This window comes from Streptomyces sp. NPDC008092 (assembly GCF_042957285.1).
Lineage (GTDB): Bacteria > Actinomycetota > Actinomycetes > Streptomycetales > Streptomycetaceae > Streptomyces.
Genome location: NZ_JBIBHY010000010.1, coordinates 16,078 through 27,195, shown reverse-complemented (window position 1 = coordinate 27,195; position 11,118 = coordinate 16,078). Strand labels below are relative to the sequence as shown.

Here is an 11,118-nt window from a genome sequence, read left to right as displayed (position 1 = left end):
CGTTCCGCCGGAGCTGTCGGCCGTTCGGCAAGCACCATCGGCTGCTCCGCCGGAGCCATCAGTCGTTCCGCGAGCCCCATCGGCCGTTCCGCCGGAGCCGTCGGCCGTTCCGCTGGACCCATCGGCCGCTCCGCCGGAGCCGCCGGACGCGGCTTCCGTCGGCCGGGTGGCCGCAGCCGCCCGGGGATCTCCCGCTCCGGTGGCGGCATCTCCCGCCACCGCCCAGGGCACCCGCCCGTACACCCGCCCGTCCGTGCCGCTCCAGACCACCGCCCCCGACCACGGATCCCCGGACAGCGCCGTGACCCCGCCCCCGGAGTCCTGCTGCCACCGTCCGGAACCGGCGGCCGGGCCCCCGGCGAGGTCGTGGACCGTCACCCCGCCGAGCGCGTCGGCCACGGCCACCAGGCCGGCCCGGACCGAGGCCCACACGCGTACCACCGGCGCGGGATGCGACAGCGTGCCCAGCGTCCGGCCGGGGTCGCCGTCGTCGACGAGGAGGACGTCGTGCCCGGTGGCCAGGCACAGCACGCCGCGTTCCCGGGTCCGGGACCAGCCCACGGCCGTCGGCTGCTGCGACAGCGGGTGCAGTACGGCGTCGGCCGTGCCGTCCACGGCCGTCGTCACCACGTGCAGTCCCTTGGCGCTCACCACCGCCGTGGCCGCGGGCCCCGCGTCGGCGACCGCGAGCAGTCGCGGCTGCTCGGGCAGATCGACCGCGAGCACGGACTCGCCGTCGTCCACGCGCAGTACGGTCCGGCCGTCCGCGCTCGTCGCGGCCGCCGCCCGGTGGCCCGCCCGTGCGCACAGCAGCGTGCCGCCCAGCTCCGCCTGCGCGGCCAGGAGGGTGCCGTCCGCGCGGACCTCGGCGGCCACGCTGACGCCCAGGGCGGTGTACTCGCCGTCGTACAGGTCCAGTTCGTGCCACCGGGCGCCGGGCAGCGCGCCGCGCAGCCGCAGTTGTACGCGGCCCGCCCCGCTCGCCCCGCAGACCAGGGCGTCCCGCTCCGGGGGCCGGCTCAGGACCAGGCCCTGCGCCGAGGCCCGGACGCCGATGTCCACCTCGGTGTGGACCAGTGCCCGCACCGTCCGCACCTCGTCGGCGTCGGCCCGGGTCAGCAGGGAGCGCGGCGGTTCCATGCCGAGTCGTTCCGCCGCCATCACCTGGAGCCGCCAGGCCGGCAGTGACTCCCGTACGGTTTCCGGGAGCCGGGGCAGGAAGCGCAGGATCCAGCGGCTGGCCTCGGCCGCCGCGACGCCCTCGGCGAGCACCTGCCGGAAGAGCGGGGTCAGGGTCCGCTCGACCTCGGCCTCGGCGGGCGGCGGGCCGATCGTCGCCGACCACAGCAGTTCCTCGAAACCGCGGACCAGGGGCGGTGCGCAGCGATGGGCGGCGAGGGTGAAGTCGCGGACCGAGCCGAGCAGGTCCAGGTCATGGTCGTACAGCTCCCGCCGCAGCTCCGCGCTGACCTCCGGGTACAGCACCAGTGCGCGGCTGTCGGCGGCCTCCACCAGCGGTGAGAAGTACAGCCTGGCCTCCAGGCCGGCGCTGCTGTCCGGGGCGAAGCGGAGCCGGGCGCTTCGGAGGAAGTACGGCTCCGCCTGCGCGGCCAGGCACAGCGACCGGGCCAGCCGTACCACGGCGGGCCGGTGCCGGCGCTCTTCCGCTATCAGCTGGAAGGCGGTGCGCTCGGGCGCCGCCGTCATCGCCGCCGCCCCGCCCGGCGCGGATCCTGGCGGGCCGCGGTCTGCGCGAGCCGTACGGACACCCGGCGGTCCAGCGGCACCAGCGCGACCGATTGCCGTACGGCCGCCGGGTACTCCTCGGCGGGATAGGGCGTCAGGCAGACGACGGGGTTGCCCGCCTCCCGCAGCCGCCGCAGATACGGCAGCCAGCTCGCCGGCGGGGAGTGGTGGCGGCCCGGTGACGGCGGCTGCAGGTGCCCGAGGTCGGAGAGCAGGAGCACCGGCTGTCCGTACGGAGGCACCGGGTGCGGTTCCCAGGTGCGTCCCCGGTCGCGGCTGACGCCCTGGGCGATGCGCAGGTCCAGCACGCGCAGGCCGCCCGGCGGCAGGATGCGGCCCGCGAGCCGGGTGATCCACTCCTGGTCGTGCCGGAACGGCCGCATCGACTCGCCGCGGTCGATCAGCAGCAGCGCTCCGGCCCGGGTGGTGGTCCGCTGCCGGTAGGGCACCTGCGGACGGCTGATCTGGCCGCCGGCGAGACTGCGCACGACCAGGTCGACCAGCCGCCGGTGGTCGACCGCGCGTCCGGTCGTGTGCGTGCCGGCCAGCGCGAGGAAGACGGCCCGCTCGGTCCGCGGGTCCCACGGCGGGGCGGGCCGTGGCAGGGCCGTCGGCCAGGACACGTCGAACGCCTCCGGGTGGGCGAGGAGTTCCTCGGTGCCGTCGCCCGGGGGGTCGGTCAGTTCGGTCTCGCGCCACCACGGCCGTTCCGCCTCCCGGCCCGGCGCCGGGCGCGCGCCGCGGACCAGCAGCAGCGAACCGCCGGTGGCCGACCGGGTGTCCGGACCGGGCACCTGCTCGGGCGGGGCCGGGGTCCGGTGGTACGGCCCCGCAGCGGTGGCGGCACCCGCACCCGGGCCGGGCGAGGGGGACGCGCCGCCGGTCCGGCCCGGGGACCCGGTTCCGCTCCCCGCGCGGCCGGCGCCGGCCGCCGTACCCTCGCCCCGGGACGGCCGCACCGGGCCCCCGGCGCGGCGGGCGGGGCCGTCGGGGGCCAGCGCCAGTCCCAGGGCGGTGGCCAGCGTGGTCAGGCCGTCGGTGTCGGACACCCCGAGGGCACGGGCCGCCCGCAGCAGATCCCCCAGCCGGCCCGGGCTTCGGCTCATGTGTAGGAGAAGGGGTCGGAGGAGCCTTTCGTCATGGCGAGATCCGCGACCGCCCGCCACTCCGGCGATTCGACGGTCAGGCCCATCTGGTGGCAGGCCCGCAGGGTGTCCAGGAACTCCGCGGTGCTCGCCGTCGGCCGGGACGCCACCGACTCGTGCTCGAACATGTCGGCCAACTCCGTGGTGAGCGCCTCGTCGTAGTCGTCCCCCATGTGCAACCGGGCGACTTTCAGCAGGTGTTCGCGGTCCGGCGAGTCCAGCCTCAGCAGGATGCAGCGGCGCATGAAGGGGCCGGACAGTTCCCGTTCCTCGTTGCTCGTTATCACCACCAGGGGGGCGCCGGTGCCCTCGGCCGCGGTCACCGTGCGGCGGTCGGGGCCCACGAAGCGGAGGTTGTTGAGCGGGTCGAGAAGCGCGTCCGGGACATCGGGGTCGGCCTTGTCGATCTCGTCGATGAGGACCACCGCGGGACGGTCGCGGAACGCGCGCGGGACCTCCTCGTCCACGGCCGGGTCGAGCGCTTTCCACAGCGGGCCGGGCCGGAAGTAGGAGCGCGAACCGGGGGCCTGGAGCACGCCCTGCGTGGCGTCGTTGAGCTGGCGGAACGCCTCCTCGCGCCAGAGCAGGTCGTGCGGTTCGGTGCGGGCGGTGACCACCTCGGCGTAGTAGCGGAAGCGCATCAGCCGCGCCACGTTCGGCGCGAGCGCCGACTTGCCGGAGCCGGGCGGGCCGAGCACGAGCAGCGGACGGCCCGAGGCCAGAGCGACGTTGACGGCGAGGACGGTCCGGTGGTCGAAGAGGTAGACCTGGTCGTCGAGGCGGTCCGTGCCGCGCGCCGGCGTACGGCCGGTCCGCACAGGCCGGTCGGTCTCCTCGGCCGGGTCGAAAAGCTTGATCAAGCCCACTGCCCCCCATTGTCAGCCCATGGCTCCGGCGTACCGCACCCCGTTGCACTCTTCCCCCTGCGGCGTACGGCCACTACTCCGTCGACGAATATGGCCGACAGCGCGGTTCTCCGCAGAACGAACCGGAGGTCCGGGAAACCGTCAGGTGCGGAGCCGGCGCCGTATCCGGACCTCCGGCAACGCCGGCACCTCCGGCAACGGCGGCACATCCGCTAGCGGCGGCACCTCCGGCAACCCGATGCCCCCGGCTGCCTGGGTCGCCCCGCCCGCGCCACCTGCGCCCCCCGCCCCACCCGCTGCGGCCGGCCGGCCCTCCGGCCCGCCGGTCACCAGGTTCACCCGGCTCAGCCAGGGCGCCCGGCGCAGACCGGCCGGCACCGGCAGGTCCGGCCACGGATCGATGTCCAGGAACATGACCGCCGAGGACTCCAGCGCCGTCAGATCCGTCAGGTTCGGGCAGCGCAGCACCTGCAGCGACCGCAGCGACCGGCATCCGGCCAGCTCCGGCAGGGCGGTGAGCGACTGGTCGTCCGCGAGGACCAGCGAGCGCAGCCCGGGCAGCCTCGGGAGCAGCGCCGCCAGCTCGTCCACCGGGCCGGTGCAGCGCAGTTCGGTCACGGCGGTGTCCGCCCGGAGCAGGGCGTGCAGTTCCGCGGACGACCGTACGCCGGCCCGCCGCACGGCGGGCCGGGGCGGCGGACTCCCGGCCGACAGCCGGCGCGGCGGACCGGCCGTCGTCGCGAGGACACTGCGCGGGGTGCCGGTGCCCGTCTCGGCGGTCCTCAACTGGGTGAGCAGTTCCCGCAGTTCGGCGGACGGGTGCCGGACGAGCAGCTCGTCGGTGTCCGCGCCGGGGGTGTGCGCCAGGTGGTGGGCCGCCAGGAAGGTCCTGACCTCGGGGCCGGGAAAGGCCACGGTGTCGGGTCCGGGCCGGAACACCACGCCCGCCCGGTCCGCGAGCGCGGCCAGCAGCCGTTCGGGCGAGGCGGCGTCCGAGGCACCGGGGTCGCGCAGCGCGCCGAGCGCGGTCCGCAGCGGAATGCGGGAGCTGTCCAGGCCGAGGGCGGCGACGGCCAGCAGGCCGGAGGCGGCCCGCAGGACGCTGTCGGGCACCTGGTCGGCGGCGAGGCCGGGCACGGGCACGGGAGGGGAGGACGGCCCGGCCGGCTCCTCCCGCACCCGCCGCCACCCCGCCGAGACGCCCGCGCGCAGCAGGCGGTGCCGCGGAACCGGTCCCGGCCGGCCAGGATCGTCCGCTGCCCGCAGCAGTGCCGTGGCGGCGGCCGGGCGGCCGGCGACTCCGAGGAGCAGCGGATCGGTGTCGAACTGCCGTAGCAGCGCGGTGAGGGTCCGCCGGTCCCCGGAGGACGTCGCCACGAGGGAGTCGAGCAGGGCGCGGACCCCGTCCGGGGGCAGCGGCCCGAGGCCGGCGACCCGGAAGGCGTCCCCGAGCCGGTCCCAGGGCACTCCGGTGCCGTTCGTGGCGATGACGCAGGGCGCCTGGGGGTGGGTCCGCAGCAGCTGGAGGAGCCACTCCCACACGGCGGCGCGGTTGCCCACGGGCACCGCGTCCAGGTCGTCGACGGCCAGGAAGGCCTGTCCGGACCGCAGTTGGCGGGCGGCCCAGCCGGCCGGTTCCTGCGGCGCGGCCAGCGGGGCGAGCGTCGGCACCATCCCGTCCAGGCGGGGCAGCGCCCCCGACCGGGCCGACAGCACGAACGGTATCCGGCAGCCCCACGGCGGGCGGCTCGGGCCGGTCCGTTCCGGCGCGGTGTCGCCCAGCGCCCGTGCGGCGAGCCGCGCCAGTTCGGTGCTGTGTCCGGCCCCCGGCGGCCCGACGAGGAGGATCCGCCGTCCCAGCTCCGGCAGTGAATCGGCGGAGAGGACGTCCTCCGCGGGCGGCGAGGCCCTCCCGTCCGGGGCGGCGTTCCGGACGGCCGCCGGGTCGCGGGCGGTCAGGGTGCGGCGGACCGTCGTCGCGGGCAGGACCGGGGCCACCTCCTTGCGGAACTGCTCGGTGAAGGCGGCGTCCTCCGCCGACAGCGCGTCGGGTGCCTCCCCGGCGAACCGGTCGTCCAGCTCGGGCGCGGGGGCGGCGGCTTCGGCCATCGCCGTCATGCGGGCCACGACCGCGTCGAGCACCCGGTCCAGCGCCGCGCGGTACCGCGGGGCCTGCATGGTCATCAGCGCCAGCCCCAGCGAGCGGTACTCGGGCAGCTGGTCCGCGGAGAACACGTCGGCCGCCGCGACCGGCCCCGGCAGCCTCCGGTCGACCGGCTCCCACACGAGGGGCAGGGCCGTCTGGGGGGCGATCCCGGTACGGGCCTGCCCGAGGCGCCGGCGCAGCGCCAGGACCGCCCAGTCGTGCTGGGCGGGACCCTCGTTGAAGTACGCCGGACTGCACAGGGCCAGCACGATGTCGGCCGTCTCGACGCCGTACGACCCCGCCTGCCCCTCCGGTGGGCGGGGCGGCGGGACCAGGCGCTGGAAGCGCGGGCCGTCGGCGATTTCCAGACGCCGTCTCAGCTCGTCCAGGAATCTCGCGACCCAGGCCTCGTCCCTGCCGTGCGCATAGCTGACGGCATAGCGGTACACGGGCACCATCTCATCCCCCGCTGTGTGGCTTGCGTACCTGCCTGGTGTTCAGTTTCGCACGAGACCGCGAAACCGGCCGTGGCGCGGTTCGGGCCGTCAACTACCTGCTTCTTCGGGGCTGTTCCGTCCCGGCGAAGGGGGAGCGGGAGCAGCGGGCGCGGCCGGCGGTCCGGTCAGGGTTGCGCCGGGTCGTTCCCGTGGAGCTACTCCAGGTACGCGTGGGCCAGTGCGGTGGCCCGGGTGAACCAGTCGGTGAGGATGGCCAGTTCGTCGGGGGTGTAGTCGGCGAACAGTTCGGTGAGGCGGGCGTAGTGGCCGGCGTAGACGGCCTCGACCCGGGTGACGGCTTCCGGGACCGCGGCGACGCGGACCCGGCGGCGGTCGGCGGGGTCGGGGCGGCGGGTGACGTAGCCCGCGCGTTCCAGGCGGTTGAGGATGCCCGTCACCGCGCCGGTCGTCACATGGGCGCGGGCGGCCAGGTCGCCGGCCGTCAGCAGGTCCTCGCCCGCTTCCAGGACGAAGGCGAAGCAGGTGAGGTCCGTGACGTTCACCCCGAGCCGCCGGGCCAGTTCCTGCTGGCCGATCACATGGGCCGCGATGAGGTGGTCCATGGCGGACAGTGCCCGGGCCGGGTCCGCGGCCGGTCGCGGCTTGCCGTGCATGGTCGTTCCCGTTCCGTGGAGATCCGCAGATTCCCTTAGCACGTGAGAGGTGTGGGGAGTAAATTTCTCACCCGGTGAGGGATTCTAGTCGGCCCTCGCGTCGGACTGGGTGTTTCCGCTGCCTATGAAGGGGAGACGGGTACGTGAGTCAGCACGACGAAGGCCACACGGTGGCAGGCTGGACCGGTACCGCGATCGCGACCGTCGGAAGCGGTCTGCTGGGACTGGGCGTGTGCACGGTCTCGGCCGCCGCCCTGGTCGCGGGGCTCGCGGTGTGTGCCGTGAGCGTCCTGGTCACCTGGTATCTGCATCTCGCGGGGTGGGGCAAGGCGCCGGGGCCGCGGCCCCGGGCGCAGTGGCCCCTCCGGGTGCGGGACACCGGCGCCCGCGACGGCCACCCCGGATGCGTCTCGTGCCGGCTGGCGGGCCGGGGGCGGCGTACCGCGTCCGCGCTGCGGCCGGCCGCCGGCACCGCCGAGACGGAGCCGGCGACCGCGGAGGCCGGCGGCTGACCGGGACGGGGTGCGGAGCACGGCCCGGCTGCCCCCGGCCGTTGTCAGTGCCGCCCTCTAGGCTCGCGAGTGATGGCACAGGTGTGGAAATGCTCGGGGCTGCGGTGGTCGGACGACGGACCCGTGCTGTGGTGGAGCGGCGGGCGGCGCAGTGCGCTCGGCCGGGGGAAGCGGGTGGCCTTCGGGGTCGTGGAAGGGGGCGTGCGGGAGTGCGTGGGGGCGCGCGGGCACGCCTGTCCGACCCGGACGCCCGTGTCCGGCAGGAGCACCGGAGCCCGGTGCGAGGAGTGCGCGCGGCTGGACCGGGCGCACTCCGTGGCCGCCGACACCGTCGCCGACGATCCCCGGCCCTACCACGTGTACCTGGCCTGGTTCGGGCCCGGCATGGTCAAGGTGGGGATCACGGCGGTCGAGCGGGGGCCGGCCCGGCTGCTGGAGCAGGGGGCCGTGTGCTTCAGCTGGCTGGGCGCCGGGCCGCTGATGGCCGCCCGGCGGGCCGAGGAGCTGTTGCGGGCCGCGCTCCGGGTGCCGGACCGGATCCCGTACGCCGACAAGCGCGTCGTACGCGCCCTGCTGCCGGCGGCCCCGGCCGAGCGGGCGGCCGAGATCGAAGGACTGCACGCGCTTGCTGTCGCGCTCGGCGGCTGGCCCGAGTCGCTCGTCCCGGAGCCGTGCCAAGTCGTCGACCACATGGCGGTGTTCGGTCTCGCGGGGGTGGCCGCCGCCGTCGGTGAGGTGGCCGAGCTGGTGCCGGGCGGCGTGCTGAGCGGTGAGCTGGTCGCGGCGGCCGGGCCGGATCTGCACCTCGCCACCGGGCGCGGTGTCGTGGTCCTCGACACGCGCTTGCTGCCGGGCTGGGAACTGACCGCTGCCCGGACCGGTGGGGAAGGCCAACTTCACGTGCCGGTAAGGGAGTTCGAGACTCCCCAGGACGGGCTCTTCTGAGCGCCGGCAGCCCCCCGGCGGCCCCCGGAAGCTTCTCGCCGCGCGGGACCCGCGCCGGGTCGGTACGCTCTCATCAACGGCTCATCGGCGCTTCATCAACGGTCCGGGGCGTGGCCCGGACGGACATGATCCGCACAGCCGGGCGCGAGCGCGGTCACGAGTTCATGCACATGTGATGGGATTCCCAGGTGTTCCCTGAGAGGCGCCTGTGCGTTTCTTAGGGAAATCACAGATTAGTGAAAGCGTGTTCTCAGAGGACCCCGACAAGGTGTCCACCATGACCACGACCTCGCCCCAGGGGCGCACCGAACTGCTGAGGCCGGACGGGAGCCCCGTCCGAGTGCTTGTGGTGGACGACGAGCTGTCGATCACCGAACTCCTTTCCATGGCCCTCCGTTACGAGGGCTGGCAGATCCGGAGTGCCGGTGACGGGCAGGGCGCGATACAGACCGCCCGGGAGTTCCGGCCCGACGCCGTCGTCCTCGACATGATGCTGCCCGACATGGACGGCCTCACCGTGCTGGGGCGCCTGCGGCGCGAACTGCCGGACGTGCCGGTGCTGTTCCTGACCGCGAAGGACGCGGTCGAGGACCGCATCGCGGGTCTCACGGCCGGCGGCGACGACTACGTCACCAAGCCCTTCAGCCTCGAAGAGGTCGTGGCCCGGCTGCGCGGGCTGATCCGCCGCTCCGGCGCCGCCGACCGGCGGTCCGACTCCGTGCTGGTCGTCGGTGACCTCACCCTGGACGAGGACAGCCACGAGGTCTCGCGGGCCGGGGAGTCGATCCACCTCACGGCCACCGAGTTCGAGCTGCTGCGCTTCCTGATGCGCAACCCGCGGCGGGTGCTCAGCAAGGCCCAGATACTCGACCGTGTGTGGTCGTACGACTTCGGCGGGCAGGCCAACGTGGTCGAGCTCTACATCTCGTACCTGCGACGGAAGATCGACGCCGGCCGCGAGCCGATGATCCACACCCGGCGTGGCGCCGGCTACCTCATCAAGCCAGCCGCGTCATGAGCGGGCGACGACGGCCGCGTACGCAGAAGCGACGAGCGGGAAAACCGCGCACCCTGCGGACCCGGCTCGTCGTCGCGTCCGTGGTGCTGATCGCCGTGGTCTGCGCGGTGATCGGCACGGTGACGACGCTGGCGCTGCGTTCTCATCTCTACGAACAGCTGAACGGCCGGCTGGGCGAGGTCTCCGCGCGGGTGGCACCCCGGGACTTCGGCGGGCCGCTGAACGGGATCAAGGGCGGTTCCAACGCGCCCGGCCAGAAGCAGGGCGACGGCCAGACCAAGCTCGACGACTTCGTCACGGGACCGCAGCCGGACGGCACGATCGCGGCCTCGATCGAGAACGGGAACATCACCGATTCCAGGGTCGGTGTGAAGTCCAAGACCAACTTCCAGATGAGCGCCAAGAGTCTGTCCAACGCCCAGCTGAAGGTGCTCAACTCGGTCCCCCAGGACAACCAGAAGCACAAGATCGACATACCGGGTCTGGGCAGTTACCTGGTCGCGTACTCCAGTAACGGCACCAACGCCTACTACGTCGCCATCCCGACCGCGGACGCCGACAACACCATCGGCACCCTGATCCTGGTCGAGATCAGCGTCACCGCCGCCGGCCTCATCGCCGCCACCCTGGCCGGCACCGTCATCGTCGGTGTCGCCACCCGCCCGCTCCGCCGGGTCGCCGCCACCGCCACCCGGGTCTCCGAGCTGCCCCTCCACACCGGAGAGGTGAACCTCAGCGAGCGGGTGCCGGACACCGAGTGCGACCCGCACACCGAGGTCGGCCAGGTCGGCTCCGCGCTCAACCGGATGCTCAACCACGTGCACGGCGCCCTGCACGCCCGCCAGCAGAGCGAGATGCGGGTACGGCAGTTCGTCGCCGACGCCAGCCACGAGCTGCGGACCCCGCTCGCCTCCATCCGCGGGTACGCCGAGCTGACCCGGCGCGGCCGGGAGCAGGTCGGGCCCGACACCCGGCACGCCCTCGGCCGTATCGAGTCCGAGGCGGGCCGGATGACCCTGCTCGTGGAGGACCTGCTGCTGCTCGCCCGGCTGGACGCGGGGCGTCCGCTGCAGTTCGAGCACACCGACCTCATCCCGCTCGTCGTCGACACGATCAGCGACACGCGCGCCGCCGGCATGGACCACAACTGGCGCCTCGACCTGCCCGACGAGCCGGCGCTGGTCGCCGCCGACGCGGCCCGTATCCAGCAGGTGCTGATCAACCTGCTCGGCAACGCCCGCAAGCACACCCCGCCGGGGACCACCGTCACCGCCCGCATCCAGCGGCGCGGGCCGTGGATGTGCGTGGACGTCGAGGACAACGGGCAGGGCATCCCGCCGGACCTGCTGCCGCACGTCTTCGAGCGGTTCGCGCGCGGTGACTCCGCGCGGTCCCGGTCCACGGGGTCCACCGGCCTCGGGCTCGCCATCGTGCAGGCCGTCGCGACCGCACACGGCGGCGCCGTCACCGTGGACAGCGTGCCCGGCCGTACGGTGTTCACCCTCTATCTGCCCGCGCTTGCCCCGGCGGCCCCGCAGCCCTCCCCCGAAACGAACTGGCAATCGCACTCACAGGCACAGCACAGTGCCACCACATGGGTGCAACAGGGCGCTTGACGAGAGTCGATGC

At 74.5% G+C, this 11,118-nt stretch carries 8 protein-coding genes and 1 pseudogene; 4 read left to right on the top strand and 5 right to left on the bottom strand.

The window, feature by feature from the left end:
* The 5 genes and pseudogenes from ACFZB3_RS30045 to ACFZB3_RS30025 all read right to left on the bottom strand — a co-directional run.
* Positions 1–1,707: pseudogene (locus tag ACFZB3_RS30045) on the bottom strand (hypothetical protein); the annotation flags it as partial.
* Positions 1,704–2,852 carry a hypothetical protein gene (locus ACFZB3_RS30040; protein ID WP_391380720.1) on the bottom strand — a complete coding sequence of 383 codons (1,149 nt, stop codon included), beginning with the start codon at positions 2,850–2,852 and terminating at the stop codon, positions 1,704–1,706. The gene ACFZB3_RS30040 and the pseudogene ACFZB3_RS30045, both read right to left, overlap by 4 nt.
* On the bottom strand, positions 2,849–3,757 hold the full coding sequence (locus ACFZB3_RS30035; RefSeq protein ID WP_391380718.1) for an AAA family ATPase: 909 nt from the start codon (positions 3,755–3,757) through the stop codon (positions 2,849–2,851). The genes ACFZB3_RS30040 and ACFZB3_RS30035 overlap by 4 nt, the downstream gene beginning before the upstream one ends.
* A 141-nt stretch (positions 3,758–3,898) precedes the next feature.
* A complete protein-coding gene (locus tag ACFZB3_RS30030; protein ID WP_391380716.1) occupies positions 3,899–6,361 on the bottom strand; it encodes a large ATP-binding protein in 2,463 nt (820 codons plus the stop codon).
* Positions 6,362–6,555: 194 nt separating this feature from the next.
* Entirely contained in the window at positions 6,556–7,014 is a 459-nt protein-coding gene (locus tag ACFZB3_RS30025) for a MarR family transcriptional regulator (protein WP_391380714.1), read from the bottom strand.
* A gap of 143 nt (positions 7,015–7,157) precedes the next feature.
* On the opposite strand from ACFZB3_RS30025, the gene ACFZB3_RS30020 reads away from it, so the two are divergent.
* The 4 genes from ACFZB3_RS30020 (at position 7,158) to ACFZB3_RS30005 (ending at position 11,105) form a co-directional block, all read left to right on the top strand.
* Complete coding sequence (locus ACFZB3_RS30020; RefSeq protein ID WP_391380712.1) at positions 7,158–7,526, top strand: HGxxPAAW family protein; 369 nt, start codon at positions 7,158–7,160, stop codon at positions 7,524–7,526.
* Between the two features lie 72 nt (positions 7,527–7,598).
* Entirely contained in the window at positions 7,599–8,471 is an 873-nt protein-coding gene (locus tag ACFZB3_RS30015) for a DUF2797 domain-containing protein (protein WP_391380710.1), read from the top strand.
* Between the two features lie 277 nt (positions 8,472–8,748).
* A complete protein-coding gene (locus ACFZB3_RS30010; RefSeq protein WP_150134013.1) occupies positions 8,749–9,489 on the top strand; it encodes a response regulator transcription factor in 741 nt (246 codons plus the stop codon).
* Positions 9,486–11,105: an ATP-binding protein gene (locus ACFZB3_RS30005; protein ID WP_391380705.1), complete on the top strand. Its 1,620-nt coding sequence runs from the start codon at positions 9,486–9,488 to the stop codon at positions 11,103–11,105. The genes ACFZB3_RS30010 and ACFZB3_RS30005 overlap by 4 nt, the downstream gene beginning before the upstream one ends.
* The last annotated feature ends 13 nt before the right edge of the window (positions 11,106–11,118 follow it).